The organism is Rhodopirellula baltica SH 1 (assembly GCF_000196115.1).
Lineage (GTDB): Bacteria > Planctomycetota > Planctomycetia > Pirellulales > Pirellulaceae > Rhodopirellula > Rhodopirellula baltica.
The window spans coordinates 1,748,592-1,771,420 of the sequence record NC_005027.1; the positions used below are offsets into that span (position 1 = coordinate 1,748,592).

The window sequence follows — 22,829 nt, forward strand, 5'->3', positions numbered from 1 at the left end:
GTTACTTCTAAGATAGCGGATTGGCCGCCGCCGAGACTCCTCTTCGACCTTCCTTTTGCACGACACAGATTGATGAAGTTATCTTCGATTCGATTCGATGGCACGTTCACGCATCAGTTGCTGATCGTTGTCTTGGGATTCGCGTTTTCCTCTGCAAGCGGCTGTGGCGGATCGGGGACGGAACAAGGCTCGCCGAACAAACAGGCCCCGCTTGCTGACCCGACCGATAAACCTCGCCCCCAACCAGAATCCGAGCCTTTCGAGGAATCTCGTTTGGTCGATATCGCCAAGGAGTTCGACGAGTTGCTCCGGACGGCCAAATTTGCCGAAGCTGAATCTCTTCTGAAGAATGCGATCGAACAGAACCCCGACGATATCACGGCGCGTCGACTGATGGCTCAAATGTTGAGTGCGCAAGGGCGACGCATTGAGGCCAGTCACCACGTCCGACATCTGATTCGCTTGCGAGTCATTCAACAATACGAATTGCTCAGTCTCATCGATCTAAGCGGCCCCTTTGGGTTGGTGAACTACGGTGAGATGCCAGGAATGGCCCCGGATACCTTGTTTGGTTTGGGGGAAGCCCGCCGTGTCTATTTCTCACCGCGTGCTGAAGTGGACGAAGTTCTGTCCATGCTGATGAAAGTTCGTCGTCAACACCCTGATCACTCGACCGTTGTGGCGCTTACCGGTCGTGTTTTGGCGGAGAACGCGAGATGGAGCGAATTGCAAGAGTGGATTGCGGAACTACCGGAGGACGCGAAGAAAGTGGGACCGGTTGCTGCGAACGATAGCGGTATCGCAGGCGTGAATCGGCCCATGACTCTAAGAGACGAACCGGAGTTTTGGATCGCGATTGGATTTTGGTTGGACCACGGGGGATTGCACGAAGAAGCGGTCAACGCTTGGACGGAGACGCTTCGGCGTGATCCGACCAACCGGGCGGCGCTTCGATTGATTGTTTCGACGACCGAGAAACATCTGCCGAAAAGCTCACGTTGGAGCAAAGAGCTCCCGCGTCTTCGTCAGTGGATCGGTGATCTCGACAAAGTCTTTCGCCTAGCGCGAGATGCTGACGCAGAGCAAGCGGCATGGATCGCTGAACGCATGCAAAGCTGGTTTCGGCCCTGGGAATCGGCGGCTTGGATGATGAGAGTGGCTCAACTCACCGATCAGGTAGCGGCTGTTGTGCCGGAACTCGATCAACGTCGCGCATCTTTGATGGCTTGGGAATCTCAAGCAACCGAATTGCAGGCCCAGCAGGCCCGACTGCAGCGATCGATGGGGTTCGCACCCAGTCCGTTTGAAATGCCACCGTTGAGCGAATCCATTGCGATGGACGGTACAGCCGACGAATCCTCACGTTCTCCTCTCGTGTTTCAAAATGTCGCTTCGGAGCTGGGCATCAACACCGAGTTCTCTACGGGCTACCCGGCAGATGGCAAAGAATTCTATCTTCATCAAGCCAATGGCGTTGGTCTCGCGGCCTTGGATTACGACCTGGATGGCCGCTGTGATACCTATTTCGCCCGAGCAGGAGGCGACCCGAACAAGCTGAACTCGCTGGCAAATCAGCTTTATCGCCAATTACCAAGCGGCAACTTCGAGGAAGTGACTGAGGTCTGTCGTGCTGATGATCGCGGGTTTGGTCAAGGGATTTGCGTTGGTGATGTGAACCAAGATGGATTCCCGGACATTCTCGTTGCGAACATCGGTCGAAACAGCGTTTATATCAATCAAGGCGATGGTACCTTCCAAACCGATCCCAAGTTGATCAACGGAAACGAAGAACGTTGGACATCGAGTTTGGGCCTCGCAGATCTGAACGGGGATGCTCTGCCCGAGTTGGTCGAAATCAACTACATCGACGATCCGTTGGCTTTCGAAGTGATGTGCTCCCCCCCGTTCGAAAATTGCCAACCACAAAGCTATCGCGTCGCTCAGGACTATGTTTATGAGATGCAGCCCGATGGGACGTTGAGTCCGTGGCAAACCGTTTGCGACGCAATGTCCGAGCGACCGAAGCTCGGTTTCGGTGTCATCATTGGGAATTTCGACGATCGTTGTGGCAACGACTTCTTCGTTTCCAATGACGGAGACCTTAACCATTTCTGGATCTCAAAATGTTCCGCTGGCCCCACGGGTGGTGAAATAGCGGGGGGGGATACCGAGCTAAAGTCCCCAACCATCACGACAATGATTGAGAATGCTGGTTTAGCCGGTTGTGCAGTGGGGCGAAGCGGAATTGGCGAGGCATGCATGGGCATCGCTGCGGGCGACTTCAACCGAGACGGTCGTTTGGACCTTCATGTCACGAACTTTCATAAAGAGTCCGTCAATCTATTTGTCCAAACCGCTGGTGGCTTCTTTGCGGATGAGGCATTGTCGTTTGGTTTGGATACCCCTTCGAGATCAACGACTGGCTTTGGAACCCGAGCCGTCGACTTCGACAACGACGGGTGGTTGGACCTTGCCGTATTGAATGGACACCTGTTTAACAATATTTCTCAAAGTGTCCCATTCAAAATGCTTCCGCAATTGTTCCGAGGAGGAGAGCGTGGGTTTGTATCAGAGTCTCCCCAAGCGAGCGGTTCATATTTCGCATGTGAACAAATTGGTCGTACGCTCACCTCATTGGACTTCAACAACGACGGAAGGCTTGACCTGCTTGCAAATCACCTTGATCAGCCGGTTGCACTATTAAGGAATGAAACCCCTTCGAAAGACTCTGTGCAACTCGAGGTTGTCGGAAAATACAGCGAAAAAGCCGCTGTCGGTGCCGTCGTGACGTTGACTTATAATACGGAAGCCACCGCTAAAGAACTGACATCGTTCGTTGTTTCGGGCGGGGGGTACATGGGCACCGGACAGGCGGTGATGCATGTCGGATTAGGTGAAACAGACGGGACCGTGACTCTTAATATCAGCTGGCCGTCAGGGGTGAAAGATACCATTGAAGGATTGGCGGTTAACAAACGGTATCAAATCTTAGAAAGCTCTGGCGTGATCAACGCCACTCGCTATGCTAGGTAGCGTTGGTGAGGTTACCTTACCATTCGATTAACGACCGCATCCAATCCCGTTTCTCTTTTGTGGGATTGTGATGTCTCATTCTTTTTGGGCGGTCGGTTGTCCCCTCTATTAGGTCTAACAATATGTACCGAAGCTTTGCGTTCTGTCTGTTTTTGTCTCTTGGATGCATCGCGATGATCGGTTGTGGATCGGGTGGGGAGGCCGAGTATGACCCATCTGAGGTTCCTGCGATGACGGAAGATGAGAAGCAAGCGCAGGCGGACTATGACGCGCAGATGGAAAAAGAGTTTCAGGAACAGTACGGCAATTAGTTCTGTTTTCGGATTCGATCTTTCGTCGGGGCCTGGGGCGAAAGAATTCTTTTGGAATGGCCGCTTTGATAGGGCAGAGTATTTGTCGGCTCGGCCGTTCTTTCTTTTGTGAAGGTGACGCTCTGTTGCCTTACTTATTGTGTTTTGTTGGCGTTTGAACGATTCCGTTCAAGAACGTCCTTTGGATTTTCTTTCTTTTCTAGGATTCTAAATTTATGAAAAGCAATCAAACCCGACAGGGTTTCACCCTTGTCGAACTCCTGGTCGTTATCGCGATCATTGGAGTCCTTGTTGGGCTCCTATTGCCGGCTGTTCAAGCCGCCCGCGAGGCCGCGCGACGTATGAGTTGTAGTAACAACTTTAAGCAGATGGGCCTTGGACTGCACAACTATCACGCCGCTTATAACAAGCTTCCGAAGCACAAGGGTGGGACGCACATTGATGGGGGTAACAACTACACCCACAACCGCGGCTACCTCTCGTTCTTGGTCGGTATCTTGCCATTCGTTGAGCAGCAGGCCATGTGGGAAACCATTTCCAACCCGTTCAATTTTGATCGGAATGGCAATGTGTTGACACCTCCGAATACCTACGCGGCAATGGGTGGCACGCCTTGGAATGAGGATTATCAACCATGGTTGACTCAGGTACCGATGTATCGATGCCCGAGCGACCCAGTTGTTCCAGCAGGAACGCAGGTTGCATTTTCGAATTATGCCGCTTGCACCGGCGACGCGTTCTTCGAGCAGCATCACAATGGCATCCAAGACGGGAACGGTCAGCCTAGCGGTGACGGTACCTGGGGATCCACCGCTGGAAATCGTTGGGCACGTGGAGCGTTTCACGGTCGTAACTTCACTGGATTCCGTGACATCCTGGACGGTTTGTCAAACACCATTTTGTGTGGCGAGATCGTTGTCGGAAACGGCAACCGTGAGATCTTTAGCTCGATCCACCGCGATGGAAACGTTGCCAACCAACCACCAAGCTATTGGGCAACATCTGGCGTCATCGATCCAGCACGTCCGCAGTTTTGGTCCGATAGCGCGAACTGGGACGGCAACGCCAACCACCAGCGGGGCCGACGTTGGGCTGACGGTCGCCCGACATACACTTCGTTCATGACGATTGGGCCACCTAATAGCTACAACGTTTGTCGTGGCGAAGGAAACTTCGGGATCTATTCGGCGGCGAGTCGTCACCAGGGCGGTGTTCATATCCTGATGGGTGACGGTGCAGTGAAGTTTGTCACGTCGTCGATTGATTCCGGAAACCAAGACCACGTCGCCTATGGTCGTGACAATGGTGACGGACGTGGTGCGAACGGTGGTGCCGGGCGTGAAAGCCCGTACGGGCTGTGGGGTGCGTTGGGCACCAAAGGCATGAAAGAAGTGATCAGCACCGAGTTCTAATCGACTCAGCGTTCTCGTTCTTTCGGTCAGCTACCAAACCTAAACCGCATGTTGCTTCGAGCAGCATGCGGTTCTTTCATGCGCTCAATTGTTGCGGGGGAGTTGTCAGTGTGCGTCCAGCGAGAACGTGTTGGAGGAATCCTCTCTAGGGTGCATCAAAGGGCGTTGGCTGAAACATGAGAAGTTGGATGGATACTGATGATCGGTGAAAGCGAGCCGAACGGAGAAAACGCATGTGTTTTTCCGGTGAATGCTATGGACTTTGTTTTTAAGGGGGAGCTGAGACCCGTTGTCGCTTGACACCGGGGGCGGTATCGCCGAAATTTAACGACAGAGGTGCTCGGAATGAGCTTGCGAAGCTGTTTTGTGAGCTTGCTGCTCTTCGAGCTCGATGTCGTTATTTTTTTCTACAACCTGAAGGATTGATCAATGATCAAGTCAGAATTGAGGAGCGATCGACAAGCGTTCACGCTGGTCGAATTGTTGGTGGTGATTGCCATCATCGGAGTTTTGGTGGGGCTACTGTTACCCGCCGTTCAAGCGGCTCGAGAAGCTGCACGGCGGATGAGTTGCGGCAACAACATGAAGCAACTTGGGCTGTCGATCCACAACTATCACAGTGCATTCAACGGTTTACCGCCGAATGGTGGCGGGACCGACAACACTGCTGGTAGCCAGCCGACTCAAAATGGCAACGCGGGGAACGGTCGACGCATCAGTTGGCTCATTCCTATTTTGCCCTACGTTGAGCAACAAGCGTTATGGGAGCAGATCAGCAATCCGATGGATTCGGATGGCGACGGTACGATCAATTATCCAGCCATGGGCCCGCGGGCGTGGGATCGCAACTACACGCCGTGGATGACCGACATCGGTACCTTCCGTTGCCCAAGTGATCCAGGGGTCGGTTCGCCAGCGATGGGAAGAAGCAACTACGTTTGTAGTTACGGTGATGGATTGCATTACGGCGACGTTGGCCCTCTCAACGCATCAAACGGGTTTCATTACGAAGACAGTGGACGTGCAAACCAAGTCAACCAGTCGTTGCGGGGGTTCTTCATCTTCCGCAATACGGTGAACGGCATCAAGGGATTGGGGCAGGCTCGAACTCGACCGCTCATGCGTTTCCGTGACGTCACGGACGGGCTGAGCAACACGGTCATGTTGGGCGAGATGGCGACGCACGTGAACCCACGTGCGATCAACACTGACGCAGCAGTCGGTCCTGGGTTTCGGCCATTGGGGGAAGATCCAGGTTGGGCAGACACGACCAATGCGAAGGATCCCGCCCGGCCACAATTTTGGGTGGACGCTACTGACTCAATCGTTCGTAACCTGAATTCGGGTTATGGACGTGGCTTCCGTTGGGCAGATGCCGCGACGATCTATTCTGCGTTCAACACGATTCTTCCACCAAACCGCGAGATGGTGATGCCAAACCGCTCTGACTCGGCTTGGTGCGTCGCGCCACCTAGCAGCCAACACCAGGGTGGTGTTCATGTCGTGCTCGGTGACGGAGCGGTGAAGTTCATCACAGATAGCATTGATGCGGGGAATATCCACGCAGAAGTGATTTGGAGTGCGAACAACCCTGGGGCGGAATCGCCTTACGGTGTTTGGGGTGCACTGGGTACACGGAACGGTAAAGAGACGATCGAAGGAGCCTTCTGATCACGTCGCTGACTTGGATTGGAGGGTTGCTTCGTCGCGATTGAAACTTCCCGTCGTAGCAACGAATCGCGAGAAGCGACCGTCCTCATTATTACTTGCACCATCTTTCATACGAGCGAACTAGATGACTCAAACTTTCTCTTGGACCAATCGATTTTGCTTGGTCGCCCTCATGGCATTGACGCCAGTCGTTTTCACCGGTTGTGGGCCTGGTGGGAATACCGTGATCGAATCAGAAGACGGTCCTATGACTGAACAAGAGTTGCAGGACTACGAGGAGCAGGCTCAGCAACAAACAGAGAACTACGAAGACAATTATCGCTAAGCCAGGACGCCTGAACTCATCGTAAGATCAGTTCAGGTGAGTTGGATCTGAGATAGACGAGAGGTCGCTCTTCTTAACGGGAGCGGCCTTTCTTTTTTGTCTTCACGCGATAGGTGGCGCCGTTGTCGTTGGGCATCGAGCGGTGCCAGGCAACAAGATTCTTTGTCATCTCGGCCACTGTGTCGGGGTGTTCAGCCGAGACGTCGGTGGTTTCGCCTCGGTCGGTGTCGAGGTCGTACAGTTCCGCGGAGGATCCGTCGTATTCGCACAGCAGCTTCCATTTGCCTTTCCGCATCGCCAAATCGGGAAGGTCGTCCACTCCGTAATACGAGTCGCGGTCTGGTGGGCGTCGAAAGAAGATCGGTGCGTTTCGCGATTGACCGTCGCCGGTGAAGGCCGATGCAAGCGACTCGCCATCAAACGTTGCGTCGTGCGGATGTTTGGTCCCAGTGATATCCAAAAGGGTTGGAACCAAATCGATTGCTGAGAAGACGGACGTCGTGTCGACGGCATTGGTGCGAGTCACGATGCCGGGCCCCCAGGCAACCATTGATGAGCGAATGCCTCCTTCGTACAGGTGCGTCTTGTGACCTCGGAAAGGACCTGCCGACCCCGCACCTTGTTCGGGACCGTTGTCCGAGCAAATTAGGACGAGCGTGTTGTTTCGTAAGGCTTCGTCGTTTCGAATCCGGTCAAATAGCTTTCCCAATTGGCGATCCATCTCTTCGAGGACCGAGAGGTACAAACCGCGTTTCCCATCGGCCCACTCATCGACCGGTGGCCAGAACGGTGAGTGCACATCATCGGGCCAAAGGTTGACGTAGAAGGGTTGATTGTTTTTCTGGGCTCGATCGATGAACGGGATGGCAGCGTCGACGAAGCCGCCAGTGATTTTGGATCGCAGCATCCAGCGATATCCCTCACCCAGTCGTTCGGCGTCCGCCCAAATCCGGCCGGGCTCGTCGTCACCAGGCTTCATCGTGAGTGGCAAGAGCTTCGGCCCCATCCCCTCGAAATTCGTCAGCGACTCGTCAAAGCCATACTCGGTGATGTAGGGTGCGTCGTCGACATTTCGCTGGCCGCCCATGTGCCATTTGCCGAAGTGCCCGGTCGCATAGCCCGATTGTTGGAGTGATCTTGCCAGCATCGGTGCGGCTGGATCGAGCCATTGAGCGATGCCTCGTTCGTTGTTGTGATCGCGATTGTTTAGGAATGAACCAATGCGCCAACGCTGCGGGTATTGCCCGGTGGAAATCGCGGTTCTCGATGGCGAACAGATTGGTGAGTTCACATAAAACTGTTCGAACCTCACGCCCTCGCGAGCCATTTGGTCGATGCGAGGTGTTTGAGCGTCATGGTTGCCGAAACACGAAAAGTCTTCCCATCCCATGTCGTCGATAAACACGAGCACCACATTCGGGCGTTGTTGGTTCGCCGCTGAGGCGACCGAGGATAGGCTGGTAGCGAAAACCATGAAAACCAACAAACTACAGGGCAACCACAATAGGGACGCCTCGAATTGATGGAACGGAAGGCGGGGACGAATCATGGGGAAGATTCCTTGGTGGGGCGGGTGGGAAGGGGTGAGAGCATCGGCAGAACGAGGTCGCTCATAGCGGCGTTGCCCATTTGAAACGGTGTTCGGCGTGCGATTGTCGCTGTGTCGTCGCCAAGACGCAACATTTCGTCATGAAGGTGAAGAAGCTCTGATGCAAAACGAGAACGCTCGGATCATGGGATCCGAGCGTTGAGAGGATTTGCAACGCGGCGAGCGTTTTACACGACGTGCTTCACGACACGGGAGTCAATCATTCGGCGGGATCAAGCAATGGTTCGTGAAGCTCAGCCAATTCTTCTGCTGGGATCTTGATCACCTTTCGATCGTATGTCATCAGTCCGTTGATTTCACCTTCGACATCCGTTGTTTGCGTATAGATGCCTGCAGCAATTCCTTGTTGCTGAAGCTCTTTCAGCTTGTCGATCGACGTTGTGTAACGTTCTTTGTATTCGGCTTTGGTTTGAGGCAACCCGCCGTAGCCCCAGTTGCGACGATTGGCGTCCCACAGGTGTCCTTGAACGGGGTAGCCATGACCGCCGAATTCACCAATCACCTTGATGAAATTGTCAAAACGGCCATTCGTATTCAGGTCGAATGGGAATCCAGGGTGTGGATATCGGTGCTCGTCAACGATGTCACCAACCGGCCAAAAGTTACCACCGCTGGCGATGTTGATCAGACGTGAAGGATCACGTTCGACCATCCATTTGCCGACTTCCATTGTCAGATGCTGGCCCCACGCTTCGTTAAATGGGACCCAGCATACGATCGACGGATGATTCTCCAACGAATCGATCATCCATTCCAGTTCACGCATGAATTGCGCGTGAGGCTCGTTCGGCCAGGTCGCTTCGGAAGGATTGGGGGCAAGACGCGTCCATTTCGGCCAAGCACCTTCACCGGAACCACCGCTGACTTGGTCTTGCCAGACCATCATGCCCAACCGATCGCAGTGGTAGTAGTAACGGCGAGGTTCGACCTTGATGTGTTTGCGAATTATGTTGAAGCCGGCTGACTTCAACCATTCGATGTCGAACAACATCGCTTCGTCCGATGGTGGAGTGAGCAACCCGTCAGGCCACCATCCTTGGTCGAGCGGTCCCCAGTGGAAGATGACTTCGCCGTTCAAGGTGAAACGCCAGTTCCCATCGGCATCTTTGACTTTGCCGACATCGCGAATTCCAGTGTAGGATGTGACTTGGTCAAGCGTAGCACCTTGGCCGTCGAGCATTGTCGCATCGATCGTGTACAGGTGCGGTGAGTCGGGGGACCAAAGCTTTGCGTCTGGAATCGACAACGTCACTGATTCGGTGTTGCCTGTTGCCGACGCAACGACCTCGCCGTTATCTCTCACTTCGATCTTGACCGGTGCATTGCCTTCTCGATCGACGGCAATCGTTATGGAACCAGCCTGTGCGTCTGTCTTGATTTTCAGATCGTTGATGTGTTGCGAAGCGACCTCTTCCATCCAAACGGTCTGCCATATCCCCGAGACTTGCGTGTACCAGATTCCGCGAGCGTTCAGAGTTTGTTTTCCACGCAACTGCCACTCTTCTGTCGCATCCTCGACACGGACGATCAGTTCGTTCCGGCCGTCCTTCACCGCATCGGTGATATCAAAAGTGAATGGCGTGTTGCCTCCCGTGTGCGATCCAACGGGCTTTCCATTGACGAAGGCTTCACACTGGTAGTCGACCGCTTCGAAGTTCAGAAGGGTTCGTTTGCCCTCGGTCGGAGTCCCCTCAAAGCTGCGTCGATACCACAGCGACTCCTCGGAATCGAGCAAGCGTTGGACGCCGCCAAGTTTCGATTCAAGCGGAAAGGGAACCAAAATTTCGCCTGCCCATTCGGCCGGCATCTCTGATTTCTTGGAAGTGATCGCGTAGGCCCAAGTGCCGTTCAGGTTGGTCCAATTGGATCGTTGCAGCTGAGGTCGTGGGTATTCGGTCCATGCGTTTTCCGCGGTGACTTCGGCTCCCCACTTTGTGATCAGTTCTGATTGAAATGGCTTGGTGCTGAGTTCCGGCTTGGGAAGTGTTGGAACGTTCTGTGAATCGACCACGTGAACATCGATGAACTGTCCGCCGGTCTTTTGCACGCAGTGCACCGCCATCAGGTTTGTACCGACGCGAAGTGCCGAGGCTTCTGCGGGTTTGAGCGGAAGCGTGTGGTATTGAGTGCTGTATCCGCTCAGCTTGGCGACCAGCTTTCCATTCAGATAGACTTCGGCGTCTTCGTCGTGATGCACCAAGAGAGCTGGTTTCGCAGGTACCGATTTGAGTTCAAACGACTTCCGCAGCCAGATTGAGTCTGTGTCCCAAACATGACCGATTCGGGCGGCGGGAGTTCCATGCGTCCCGAATCCACCGGCCGCGTCCGACCAGGCTGAATCGTCGAAATTGGATCGCTGCCAGTCTTCGCCGGGATCGTTCAGCTGAAACTTCCACTTGTCGCTGATTTCCTGCCCGGTTGCGACGGAACAAGAGAGCGAGAGAAACAGTCCACTCAGCATTATCAGATGCTTCGATGGGAACTTGAAACCATCAATCTTCATTGGGGATCTCTTTCAGTCGGGTAAGCGGCAATGTCAGCAGTTTCAGCGTGACGGAGAAACTGAGTGATTTGGAGGCGTCTGACAGGCTGCGGAGGACGAGGTGGGGAAAGGGGACGTTGGATTTCAATGGTTAAGAACAAGGTGGAAGACGTTGTTGGGCGTCTTGGAAGACCCTAGTCAGCCTCGTTCGTTGAAAAGCCAATGGACAGGCTAGCGTGACAAAGGGTCGTAGTAAAGGGTTCGGTGGCGATTGGGCTGGATCCCATCCATAGAACTGAACAGCCATTGATGACCTGCTCGCGGATGGTGCTTTTTGGCGAATTTGAGAAGCCCAAAAGTGGAGTGCGCGTAACCCAGACCAATGGTTTTATTCGTCAACCAAGGGGAAGATAGCGACGATGTGTCGCTGTTGATGACCCAAAGCAGCTGGAGGAACAGAGGATGCCAAAGGAAAGCAAACCCACCGAGGACGCTACCCAAATGCTTGCAGAGATCGAAGCGTTCGAGTCAGCGTATGGGTACAACGCTGATTACATGAAGGATTTGTTTGCACGGTCGCCTGAATCATTCCGGCGTTTTCGTGCGGCGCGGCCAATGACGATGCACTACGATCAGCTGACCGCGGAGGCCTACTTCACCGCCGCGATCACCGTGATGCAACAGGAAGATTGCAGCGGCTGTTTGGAACTGAACGTCAAAATGGCGAAGGAAGCGGGGGTCTCCGAGCAACTCATTGAGCAGATGGTCGAGTCGCCGGAACGCTTGCCGGCGGAGCTGAAGGACGTACGTGACCACACGCTGAATTGCTTGGGAGCCGGAGCCATCGACGAAGAGGTGGCTCTTCGTATTGAACGGCATTTTGGAGAAGCTGCATTTGGTGAACTCGCCATTGCCATCGTGGGCGTCAGAATCTATCCCGGTCTCAAACGTGCGTTGATGAAGATGCAAAGTTGTCACATGCCACACAACGCTGCGGGCGAGTAGGTTGGACAAGTACGTCGAAGACTTGCTTTGGGTGGTGAACAGTCCTTCCCTGATTTCGCCGGCAGCGGAATGTCCAACGCTTGCAGTTGCCCGAATTGATCGGCCGCATCTTCGGTCGTTCATGGAGAAGTGCACGTCGACCAAGGTCGGGCCATACTTTGAACGATTGATTTTCTACTGGCTCAAGCACATTCGCGGTTTGCAGATCCTCGCTCATGGATTGCCCGTTCGCGAACAAGGAAAAACGCTTGGCGAGATTGACTTCCTGTTCATTGATGAGCGAGGCCGGCTGACTCACTGGGAAGTTGCGGTGAAGTTTTACCTGTACCTCACCGGGCAACCTTGTCGCGGAAGTCACTTTGTGGGTCCGAACTCACGTGACACGTTCGAGCGGAAGACGCAACGGATGCATGAACATCAGTTGTTGTTGAGCAGCAAGGTTCGCAATGATGTGGAGGTGCGTGAAGCGTTTGTCAAAGGTTGCTTGTTCTACCCGCCCGGGATCGGTGTTGTGCCAGAACTGCCGCGTTGGATGTCGGCTAATCACGACCGAGGCCTGTGGGTGCACCAATCCGAATTGCAAAAGGTCACGGATTCAGGTGATGAATTTCGAATCCTGACAAAGCCTCACTGGTTGTCAGTGGATTCGAGCGGTGACGAAACAATCGCATGGATGGAGCCGGATGAGTTTCTTGCCGCCGTGGAGCAGCAAGCCATTCGATTCGACCGCCCCATTTTCGCAGCTCGTCGATTCGTTTCCCAGGATGCTTCGACGAACCACGTCGAGCGTTTCTTCGTTGTTCCCAATGAGTGGTCCGGCGAATGAGCGGCAAAGCCGCTTTCATTCAGACGGTTGCAGATGTTTCTTCAAGAACGTCGTAATCAATTCGCGAATTTCGGGATCGGAAAACTCCTTGCCACCATGCTTTGCGCCTCGAATCAGTTTGAGAGTTGTTTCGACACCGGCTGATTCGAGAGCGTCATGGATCAGTTGGCTTTGGTTCGCCGGAACAACTGGGTCGCTCGTTCCGTGAATGATCAGAAAAGGCGGATCCTTGTCATCGATGTAGGTGATCGGATTGACGCGACGAATTCCCTCGTCATTCCCAAGAACCTCACCTCCGCCGAGCAATTTCGATTCGGGCGAACCATCCCGGTTGTGGGACTCAAAACCGTTCGTGGTGACAAACTTCGAAAAGTCAGTTGGTCCATAAAGATCGACCACCGCTTGGACGCGACTGGATTGTTCAGGCCAACCGCCGGAGCCTTCAAGTTCTTCCACATCACCTGACGTGCCCAGCAACGCGACCAAATGCCCGCCCGCCGAACTGCCACCAACGGCGATGCGATCTGGATCGATACCGTATTGGTCGGCGTGTTCACGAAGAAAGCGAATGGCACATTTGCAGTCTTCGATTTGTGCGGGAAAAGGTGCCTCCCCGGTCAGGCGATATTCGATTGTTGCGCCCACGAAGCCCTCTGCCACCACTCTTGCGACTTGGTTGACGCCGCCTTCCTTGGAACCCGCTTGCCATCCACCACCGTGGATCCAAACATAAGCCGGCAATGGTTTGCTCGGTTTTGACTCGGGCAAAACGATGTGCATTTTGAGGTCGCGGTCGCCGCCTTTACCGAAGACGACATCGCGTTTGACTTCGACACCTCGCGGTGCACGAGGAGATGGGTTTCGACCGTCTTCGGGACGTCTTACGGACATGTTTCCGACAACTTCCTCAATGTCGATTTGCCCATCACCGTCGCGGTCGAGACGTTTGAACAGGTTTTCGGGGCCACTGAATTCGTCTTTGGAGACTTTCCCGTCGTCGTTCGCATCATCGTTTTCCAATCGATTCTTGATGGTCGGACGTTCACGCTGCGCGAGCACGTCCGAAGTCCAGCAACATGCAACGGTCAGTGTCAGCGTAAACAGGACTGATAGGCGGAAAGAATGATTCATCTTCAACTCGGCTTCGTTCGGCAGGTGGAGGCTTTCGTAGTGAGCGATTCATGATAGCCCCACTGCGCGACCGAATCATGTATGCCGGCATTTGATACAGTCCACCGTGATCGGATGGGCATCGCGTCGGGCTACTTCATCCATTTTGCGTGAGCTTTGGCGACCTTTGATCCCCAGTTTCCATACCACGTGTAGCCACTTCTTCTTTCTTCACCAACCAGGTCCAAGTCGTAAACGATTGTCCCATCGCGATCGCTGAACATCGGACGGTTGGTTTTGATGTCGTAAAAACGAGCCCAGATTGACGGAGCGTTGTTGTCTGCAATCAGCGATGGAAGCTCCTTTCGCTTTTGATAGCGGTACCCGTTCACTTGAACCGAGTCGAACCACTTCACGCCGGATTCCACTGCCTGAATCACCCGTGGCGATGGTTCGTCCAATTCCATCAGGTAAAGGAGTATTCCTGCACTCTCAGCACCACTGAGCGATGGGGGCTCGTAGCTTCTGGCGAGGACCGGGGCGAGCGTTTCGGCATGATGCTGAGCACACCAAACGGTCCGTTCACCGTCAACAATCACTTGGCAATCCAATATGCACTCGATCCCGCGAGTCAATGCGGTTCGCGTCCGAACCAAACGTTGCTCGTCCAAGAACTCGTAGGTTGGGATTTCAGCCACCTCTTCAAGGAACTGCATGATATTGATCATCGTGCCGTCATTGAAGGTGATGTGGCGGTGGTACTTTTTGCTGAGCGGAAAGTACTGTGGCCATCCACCATTGGGATACTGGGCGGCCAAGAGATGATCAAAACCTTTCAAGAAGGCTGACTTGTATTCGTCTTGGCCCGACGCTTTGAACGCTCTCGCCAAGGCTTGCAGTTCACCAATGGTCGCACCATTGTCGAAGGTGCCGTTCGGCTTGTCATCGCCAGCGGTGAACAGTTTGGACGTCGTGTCAGTGTTCTTTGGCCAGTCGCCATGATCGGTTTGCCAAGACAGAATGCAACGCATCGCGTGTTGTCCTTCGGCACCGCGGAACCATTCGTCGGTTTGCTTCGCGACTTTTTCGGCGGGCGTCGCCGCTGAAAGGAGTGAAGCGTTGACGGTCAGAACCGCCAGGATCGCGATTGATATCCGTTGCATGTTGAATCTCTGAAAGAAACCAAAAGTCGTTGTGTCCCGAGCAGCGGACATTATGGACTATTCAGGATTCAGAAGGCCTGCGAGTTTTTCAACGGTTGAGTGGTTTCGAGCAGTTATGCCCACGCCCAGTTTGCGCTCAACGCTTTTGGCCAATTTGGACGTTCCAAACCCGTCGGGAGCGTGGAGATAGAACACGTTTTCAATTAAATCGAAGCGTTCGGTAGCGGTCGCGAGGTTGGCGATTGTCGCAAGATCTGGATGAACCGGTGGGGTCGAGAGAAAAAAGTAGTGGAGCGTTTTGGGAGCGGCAACAGCATCAGCGAACGGATTGTTCGCGACGGCGGATTGAAATTCATCTTTCGTCAGAAGCATCACTTGAGGCCGGAACCCGAAGTTCTCGTCCACCGCGTCGGCAATTCGTGTGGCAATTGCTTCTTTCGAGCTAGGCTCGCACGAGAACACGACGTTCCCACTTTGAATGTAAGTAAGAACCGACTGACACCCAATGGATTCCAAAGTTGATCGCAGGGTAGCCATTGGCAACTTGTTCTTGCCACCAACGTTGATGCCGCGAAACAGAGCGATCCAGGTTGTCATGGTTTTCCGCAATGGTATGGAACGTCGGTGCCGCTGTGACAAAGCACGGTGCAAATGAAACCAACCAAATTCATTGACTGTGTTTGCTATCGAGGGCCTCACTGATGCTGTCGCAAATCAAGTGGACTGAGGTGATCGTCAGTCCGGGTTGGGGTTCGATTTGGATTTGGTTGTTGTTTTGCAGCCAGTCTTTAGAGATCGGAATTTCCAGCGGTGCCAACAGCTGATCAAACTGGTGGGTCCACTCCGGGTGTGACTCAAAACGGTGACCGTTGAACGTACCAGAAACGGCTTGCTCAAGTCCTTTGATTCGGTGGACCCCGACGACCAATTCAGCCGATTCGATATCGGATGCGTCGTCGATATCGATTTGGAATGTTTGCGTTTGATCGGCGGGCACGGCGGTGCCGGCCGCGTAAGCAAATTGGCGAAGCAGTGTCCTATTAGGCTGAATCGTTTGGTCAAACGTGAACGTCAGCACGGTTGTTTCCTCCGCGTCGACTTCAATCGCGTTTGAATCGGACAATGAAATCGCATCTTCGTAGATGACTTCGCCGTCGTTGTATCGCAAACGTCGTTGCTGGATGGACGATGCGTGCAATGCGTCGCCTGCGATGTCCGATAGGTGAACGCTGAGTTGATGACTGGTCATGTTGGTCAGTGCGATCTGCAAACGATTGCCTTGATAGACAGCCGTGGCGTTCAGGCCGACTTCAGCCAGATCGTTGGTTGCGACGGGGAGTCTTCGACCATCGAAGTCACGCCAGAGCTCGAAGAAGTCAGCGACGGGGGTGGGCTGGAAATCGGCCAAAGGACCTCTCGCCGATGCACCTTCGGTTGGAACAAAGGCGACGTTTCCGCTGGTCGGGTTCCAGTGCATGTTCGTGAAGACAAACGGAACCGACAAATCGATTTGATGCGGACGGCTCATCAGTTTGTGCAAGAATGCACTGAAAGATCGCAGACGCAACCAATAGTCGGCCGCACCGCGTCCAGCTTGAAGTGAACCACACTCGGTGATCAGGATGGGTTTGACGTTGTCGGTCTCTTCCATGTGTGCTTGCAACATGTCGAGCGTGGCTTCGAGACGACCGAGCAAGTAGCCCGAGTAACCTTTGTCGCGACGTTCCCATGCACCGAGCGAGCCCATGTCCTCGTAGAAGTGGCGTGAGTAAAAGTCCAGGTGATCACGAGTGAGATCCATGAACCGGGTTTGGTCGCGATACAGGCCAAATTGGTTGACGTGCAATTGCATCCAAGCGGAGGTCGGGCCACCGACGTTGACCGAAGGAGTTTTCGCGTGCACGGCCTCGGCGACCGCATTATGAAATTCGGCGAGCAAAGCCCAAGAATCATGTTCCTTTTGATAGTGGTAATCCCACTCGGCTTTTATTGTGGACTCGTTTTTAACTTCCCACCATTTCGCGGTTCGTCCGCCATCACGTTGTTGATCTGCGATGTGAGCGGCGGCTAAGTTCGCTGCGTCGCCAAAGTGCTCGATCAAAGGTGTTCCCCGTCCGACATGTTCCACTGACATGAATTCGGGGTAGTCGTTCAAGCACATTGCATAGTCGGTCGCTTCGAACTCGGGAATCGTCTTCGGTGGCGACGAATCGTGGCGATCAAAAAACGTGAGGTCAGCGGCTCCTTTGTTGTTGGGATCTTCCTTTAGCTTTTCGCCGGGACCATAGCCAACGACCAAAGCAGGATCGAGCTTGAATATTTGCCGGCCCGGGGAGAAGTTGCGTTCGCTTGCCCATCGTTCAAAGCTGGGGTCGGAAGTCCCCGGTGCGGCATAATAGCGAAAGAACTTCTGGCGTTCCAAGTCGACGTGGCCGGCGATGGAAAGTTCGTGTTGCAGGTCGACACGCACGTTGACCGGAACGCGTGGTCGGTCGGCGCCCAGAGTTCGATAAGGGATGTCGTCGAACTTCACCGGCAGTTTGCCTTGTGAGTTGAAGGCGATCTGCGTGACGGTTGCGGTCTTGCCATCAGCGCAACGGGTGCGAATGCGGATCGGCGGCATTTTCTCGCTGGGTACAGGCATCGCGGGCAATTTAAAACGATACAGCTTGGGTTCTTGAGTGCTGCGTTCGACCGTTCCGCCGCCGGAATAGGGAGCGACCTCGATGCCGCCAAGATGATTCAGGTTTTCACCACGAAGGATGATGTACTTGAACAGCGAAGCGACCCGTTGGCTTCCGGCCGGCAACTCGATTGAAACGTCTCCGCTGAGTTGAAGGGTTTCATTGGAGAGCACCAGCTCGACCAGGTTTCGGTTTTCACCTTCGCCCCGATAAGTCGATTCTTTGTCCTTCGAAAACTCGTCGAACAAATACGCATGGGCCTCTTGGCGGGCGAGTCCTTCATCGCTCAATAGGTTGGGGGCCGTCGGAGCCTGAGCGGACGCGAAGACAGGAAAGAAGGAAAGGCAGACGAGGGCAGCGAAATGAATCTGTTTCATCAGTGTGCTGAATCCAGTGACGATGGGATGGGGAACCGTCAATGATTGTCACGAGGTGTTCCTTTGTCCAATGTATGGACTTGTTCTCAGTTCGGATTGGTGATGTGAGATTGAAAGTCTCGTGTTCAAACGAAAAAAGGCCGAATCGGTTTGACTCGGCCTTTGAATGATTTGTCTCGATTGCGTCAGGCTCAGAGAGCCAGCAACAGACGACTTGGTGCCTGCAGGTATCCGATCACATCGTTGAGGAAACGAGCTGCGGTTCCTCCGTCGACCAAACGGTGGTCGTACGAAAGGCTCAGCGGCATCATTAAACGAGGTTGGATCGAATCGTCGGGCATGACGACAGGCAGCTTTCGTGAACGGCCGACCAGCAAGATGGCGACTTCGGGAACGTTCACGATTGGTGTGCTGTATTGGCCACCGATCGCGCCCAGGTTGCTGATCGTGAACGATCCACCACGAAGGTCATTGACGCCGAACTTGCCGCCGCGAACTTTGCCGGCCATTTCGGCGATGTTGCGGGCGGTGTCGGGAATGCCCATTTGGTCAGCGTTGTGCATGACGGGGACAACCAAACCGTTATCGGTGTCCACCGCGATGCCAATGTTAACGTAATCCTTGTAGATCACTTGTTGGTTTTCGGAGTCGATTACCGCGTTGAGCGATGGGTGATGACGAAGAGCAGTCGCGACGGCTTTGACCAAGAACGGCATCGTGGTCAGCTTGAGGCCTTGGGCAGCGTAGTCGTCTTTGCTGCTCTGACGAAGTCGTTCGAGATCGGTGATGTCGGCATCGTCGAAGTTGGTCACGCGGGGAACGGTGGACCATGAAAGGTGCATTTGAGCCGAGATCGTTTTGCGAATCTTGCTCATGCGTTCGACGCGAATCGGACCGTAGTCATCCGTGTCGGGAGTTCCCGGCAGATCGCCCGATGTGACGTTGGTTCGTGGTGCAGCCGTGCCAGCCGATGGGGCTGGTTTCGCAGCCGGAGCGGCGGCCTTTTGGCTGGCCGATCGCACGACAGCTAGAACATCATCGCGAGTGATACGTCCGCCGGCACCGGTTCCGGTGACGCTGGCCAAGTTCACACCCGTTTCGCGAGCGAAGCGGCGAATCGCAGGGCCGGCTGGGATCGATCCACCGCCGTCAACGGGAGCATCGGGTTCGTCCGCGACCGCGGGAGTTCGGGCGGCGGGAGTTGCCACGGGTTGAGCGACGGGCGGTGCCGCCGGTGCGGCTGGTTTTGCAGCAGGAGGAGCGGCGGGCTCGGGAGCAGGTGCTTCCGCCTGAGGTTCTGGTTTGGGTTCGGGTTTCTTTTCTGGTTCTGCTGGAGCGGCCGGTGCAGGAGCAGATTCGGCTCCAGCGGCAGCTTCAACTTCGATCAACACGCCACCGATTGGCACCGTGTCACCTTCGCCAACTGAAATCTTGGTGACTTTGCCACCCACGTCGCTCGGCACGGGAACGGTTGCTTTGTCCGTTTCCATTTCCACGATGTCTTGTCCGGCGGTGATCACATCGCCGACGGAAACGAAAATTTCAAGGACATCGCCAGATTCGATGCCGTCGCCGAGTTCGGGGAGTTTGACTTCAGTCATGGGAAAGATATGTCAGAGTGTGATTGGAGAAGGTTGAGACGCTCGGTCGTTCGATTGCGGCCAAGTCCCCGGTGTTTCGGGGACGATTGAAATCCAGGCAATGCGTCGCGAACGACGTTCGCGTTTTTGCGACCAAAATTAGGCGAAGTAAGGATCGACTTTATCGGGATCGTAATCCAGATCTTTGATCGCTTGTGCCACGTCGGCGGCTTCGAACGTTCCGGCTTTCGCCAGACGACCCAAAGCAGCGATGGTGATCGATTCCGCATCGACTTCGAAGTGGCGACGCAGTGCTTCGCGAGTTTCGCTTCGGCCCATGCCGTCGGTGCCCAGGACGTAGTAGTCGCCCGGGATCCAAGGCGTGAGCTGTTCGCCGAGAGCACGCACGTAGTCGCTGGCCGAGATGAATGGGCCTTCGACTCCTTCGAGCACTTCTTCGAGGTAGCTCTTGCGGGGCGTCTCGGTTGGGTGCAGACGGTTCCAACGTTCGACGGAGTGAGCGTCGCGACGAAGCAATGTGTAGCTGGTCACCGACCAAACGTCGCTGGCGATGTTGTACTTTTCAGCGAGGATCTCTTGTGCCTTCAACGCACTATTGAGAATCGCACCACTGCCGAACAATTGCACGCGTGCTTTGGCACCGTCCACTTCGCGGCTATTGAATTTGTACATCCCCTTGATGATGCCTTCTTCGCATCCTTCAGGAATTTCCGGCTGAACGTATGCTTCGTTTTCAGCGGTGATGTAGTACAGGCATTCCTCGCCCTCTTCGTACATCCGCTTCAAGCCTTCGTGAACGATCACGGTGACTTCGTAAGCAAACGCTGGGTCGTAAGCACGCACGGTGGGGAACGCAATCGCGTTGAGCAGGCTATGCCCGTCTTGGTGTTGCAGGCCTTCGCCGTTGAGCGTCGTGCGACCGGCGGTACCACCGACAAGGAAACCCTTGGCTCGCATGTCAGCAGCGGCCCAAATCGAATCGCCGATCCGCTGGAAGCCAAACATGCTGTAGTAGATGTAGAACGGAATCATGTTCACACCGTGACAGCTGTAAGCTGTGCCAGCGGCATTGAAGCTGGACATCGATCCGCATTCGGTGATGCCTTCTTCCAGAATCTGCCCGTCTTGAGCTTCCTTGTAGTAAGCGACTTGGTCAGAGTCCGTTGGTTCGTAAAGTTGGCCCGCGTGAGCGTAGATGCCAAATTGTTTGAACATGCCTTCCATGCCGAACGTTCGTGATTCATCCGGAACGATGGGCACCACGTATTTGCCGATGGATTTATCGCGACACATGGAGATCAACATCTGCACGGCGGCAAACGTCGTGCTGACTTCCTTGTTGTCGGTGCGTTTCGCGACGAACTTTTGGAACACGTCTAGAGCTGGAATTTCCAACTTTGGATGTTCGGTTGGTCGGCTCGGAACCGGGCCACCCAGTGTTTCTCGGCGAGTTTTTAGGTATTTGATCTCGGTGCTATTGGCCGGTGGTTTGTAGAACGGCGCCTCACCAACTTTTTCGTCGCTGATTGGAATGCCAAAGCGAGTTCGGAATTCGAGCAACTCGGCTTCGTTCATCTTCTTTTGGTTGTGAGCGACGTTGCGGCCTTCGCCGGCTTCGCCCAGACCATAACCCTTTACCGTTTTCGCCAAAATCACGGTCGGTTTGCCGTTGTTCAGCGTGGTGGCACGGTGATACGCCGCGTAAACCTTTTCGGGATCGTGACCGCCGCGGCGAATCTTTTCGAGTTTCTCATCGGAGAGATGTTTGACCAATTCGAGCAACTCGGGGTACTTGCCGAAGAAGTGCTCGCGGATGTAGCTACCAGGCATCGACGTGTACTTTTGGTACTGGCCGTCGACGACTTCGTTCATGCGTTTGGCAAGCAGGCCAGTTGTGTCACGAGCAAGCAGTTCGTCCCATTCGCCGCCCCAGACGACTTTGATGACGTTCCATCCGGCACCGTGGAAGATCGATTCCAGTTCTTGAATGATCTTGCTGTTACCGCGAACGGGACCATCGAGTCGCTGCAGGTTGCAGTTGATGACGAAGATCAGGTTGTCGAGTTTCTCACGCGAAGCCAATCCGATTGCACCGAGTGTTTCCGGTTCGTCGCATTCTCCGTCACCGAGGAATGCCCAAACCTTTTGGCCCTTGGTGTCTTTGATACCACGATCGTTGAGGTACTCGTTGAAACGGGCTTGGTAGATCGCCATGATCGGACCGAGGCCCATCGAGACGGTGGGGTACTCCCAAAAACCGGGCATCAACCAAGGGTGAGGGTAGCTGGAAAGTCCGCCACCGGGTGCGAGTTCACGACGGAAGTTGTCGAGGTTCTCGTCAGACAAGCGACCTTCGAGGTAGGCACGTGAGTACATGCCGGGTGACGCGTGACCTTGGAAGTAGATCGAGTCGCCGGAGTAACCGTCTTCGCCGCGGCCTTGGAAGAAGTGGTTGAATGCGACTTCGTAAAGTGTCGCTGAACTGGCGAACGTGCTGATGTGTCCACCGACGCCACCGGGCCGTTTGTTCGCTCGGACGACCATGGCCATCGCATTCCAGCGAATGATCGATTTGATGCGTCGTTCGAGTTCACGATTGCCGGGGTAAGCGGGCTGCTCGTGAGGTGGGATTGTGTTGACGTATGGCGTCGAGGTGTCCGAGGAAAGGGGCACACCCTCTTCAGCGGCTCGGTCACGCAGTTGGTCGATCAGAAACTTGACCCGTTCGGGGCCTTTGCTCTGAAGGACATATTCGAGGGATGATATCCACTCTTGGGTTTCGGCGGAGTCGACATCGACGTCCGGCGAGTGCTGCAATTCGCCAAGGTTTTGGGAAATTTCAGCTTGAGCGACGGATTTTGATTCGGACATAGAGAGTAGAGAACTCCGGGCTCGCGGACGATTGGATCAGATAGGTCGAGTTTTTCGGTCAGACCTAGTAGTTTAGCCGTTCTTGCACGTTTCCAGCAAGGTTAGGAAGGGCATCTGAAATGCCCGTTTCAGCTTTGCTGGACAGTTGGTTGTGCTAACCCCCATTGGCTCGGGCGAAAGTTTTTCTGCGGCACCTTTTGAACGCCCAAAAAAGCTCGACGCAGCATTGTTGGGGCGATCACCGAGTCATCTTTGTCGCGATGCCGCCAATTTGCGTCGCATCCAGCTCGGGTTGGGCATGATTCCTTCCGAATTCGCGGATCAACGCTCGATTGTTTGGAGTCGTCAC

The 22,829-nt window shown here is 54.4% G+C and carries 15 protein-coding genes; 7 read left to right on the forward strand and 8 right to left on the reverse strand.

Annotated elements, in window-relative coordinates; all coding sequences use genetic code 11:
* Positions 1–72 precede the first annotated feature (72 nt).
* The 5 genes from RB_RS06655 to RB_RS06675 all read left to right on the forward strand — a co-directional run bounded on the left by RB_RS06655 (position 73) and on the right by RB_RS06675 (position 6,752).
* Positions 73–3,033 (forward strand): FG-GAP-like repeat-containing protein, encoded by a 2,961-nt coding sequence (locus RB_RS06655; protein ID WP_164921633.1) that lies wholly within the window; start codon positions 73–75, stop codon positions 3,031–3,033.
* 173 nt (positions 3,034–3,206) lie between these two features.
* On the forward strand, positions 3,207–3,344 hold the full coding sequence (locus RB_RS06660) for a hypothetical protein (RefSeq protein ID WP_231846280.1): 138 nt from the start codon (positions 3,207–3,209) through the stop codon (positions 3,342–3,344).
* Between the two features lie 215 nt (positions 3,345–3,559).
* Positions 3,560–4,756, forward strand: coding sequence for a DUF1559 domain-containing protein (locus tag RB_RS06665; RefSeq protein ID WP_007337669.1), 1,197 nt, complete (start codon positions 3,560–3,562; stop codon positions 4,754–4,756).
* A 429-nt stretch (positions 4,757–5,185) separates the two neighbouring features.
* Positions 5,186–6,427 carry a DUF1559 domain-containing protein gene (locus RB_RS06670; protein ID WP_011119341.1) on the forward strand — a complete coding sequence of 414 codons (1,242 nt, stop codon included), beginning with the start codon at positions 5,186–5,188 and terminating at the stop codon, positions 6,425–6,427.
* A gap of 124 nt (positions 6,428–6,551) precedes the next feature.
* Positions 6,552–6,752, forward strand: a complete 201-nt coding sequence (locus tag RB_RS06675; protein WP_007327358.1) for a hypothetical protein — start codon at positions 6,552–6,554, stop codon at positions 6,750–6,752.
* 73 nt (positions 6,753–6,825) lie between these two features.
* Here the strand turns inward: RB_RS06675 and RB_RS06680 are convergent, their stop codons facing one another.
* Together RB_RS06680 and RB_RS06685 are read right to left on the reverse strand one after the other, a co-directional pair.
* Positions 6,826–8,301: a sulfatase-like hydrolase/transferase gene (locus tag RB_RS06680; protein ID WP_011119342.1), complete on the reverse strand. Its 1,476-nt coding sequence runs from the start codon at positions 8,299–8,301 to the stop codon at positions 6,826–6,828.
* A 259-nt stretch (positions 8,302–8,560) separates the two neighbouring features.
* The gene (locus RB_RS06685) at positions 8,561–10,864 is read right to left on the reverse strand and encodes a glycoside hydrolase family 2 protein (RefSeq protein WP_011119344.1); all 2,304 of its coding nucleotides are present in this window, start codon (positions 10,862–10,864) and stop codon (positions 8,561–8,563) included.
* A gap of 441 nt (positions 10,865–11,305) precedes the next feature.
* Between RB_RS06685 and RB_RS06690 the strand changes: the two genes are divergently transcribed.
* Together RB_RS06690 and RB_RS06695 are read left to right on the forward strand one after the other, a co-directional pair.
* On the forward strand, positions 11,306–11,848 hold the full coding sequence (locus RB_RS06690) for a carboxymuconolactone decarboxylase family protein (protein ID WP_011119347.1): 543 nt from the start codon (positions 11,306–11,308) through the stop codon (positions 11,846–11,848).
* A 31-nt stretch (positions 11,849–11,879) separates the two neighbouring features.
* A complete protein-coding gene (locus RB_RS06695) occupies positions 11,880–12,674 on the forward strand; it encodes a DUF1853 family protein (RefSeq protein ID WP_261340198.1) in 795 nt (264 codons plus the stop codon).
* 15 nt (positions 12,675–12,689) lie between these two features.
* On the opposite strand, the gene RB_RS06700 is transcribed toward RB_RS06695, so the two are convergent.
* The 6 genes from RB_RS06700 to aceE all read right to left on the reverse strand — a co-directional run bounded on the left by RB_RS06700 (position 12,690) and on the right by aceE (position 22,480).
* Positions 12,690–13,805 (reverse strand): alpha/beta hydrolase fold domain-containing protein, encoded by a 1,116-nt coding sequence (locus tag RB_RS06700; RefSeq protein ID WP_164921634.1) that lies wholly within the window; start codon positions 13,803–13,805, stop codon positions 12,690–12,692.
* 131 nt (positions 13,806–13,936) lie between these two features.
* The gene (pelA, locus tag RB_RS06705) at positions 13,937–14,947 is read right to left on the reverse strand and encodes a pectate lyase (protein ID WP_193427768.1); all 1,011 of its coding nucleotides are present in this window, start codon (positions 14,945–14,947) and stop codon (positions 13,937–13,939) included.
* A gap of 57 nt (positions 14,948–15,004) precedes the next feature.
* Positions 15,005–15,544, reverse strand: a complete 540-nt coding sequence (locus tag RB_RS06710; protein WP_164921635.1) for a DUF1697 domain-containing protein — start codon at positions 15,542–15,544, stop codon at positions 15,005–15,007.
* Between the two features lie 70 nt (positions 15,545–15,614).
* Positions 15,615–18,008 (reverse strand): beta-agarase, encoded by a 2,394-nt coding sequence (locus RB_RS06715; RefSeq protein WP_164921636.1) that lies wholly within the window; start codon positions 18,006–18,008, stop codon positions 15,615–15,617.
* Positions 18,009–18,199: 191 nt separating this feature from the next.
* Positions 18,200–19,609, reverse strand: coding sequence for a 2-oxo acid dehydrogenase subunit E2 (locus tag RB_RS06720; protein ID WP_011119355.1), 1,410 nt, complete (start codon positions 19,607–19,609; stop codon positions 18,200–18,202).
* A gap of 138 nt (positions 19,610–19,747) precedes the next feature.
* Positions 19,748–22,480 (reverse strand): pyruvate dehydrogenase (acetyl-transferring), homodimeric type, encoded by a 2,733-nt coding sequence (aceE, locus tag RB_RS06725; protein ID WP_011119356.1) that lies wholly within the window; start codon positions 22,478–22,480, stop codon positions 19,748–19,750.
* Positions 22,481–22,829: the final 349 nt, after the last annotated feature.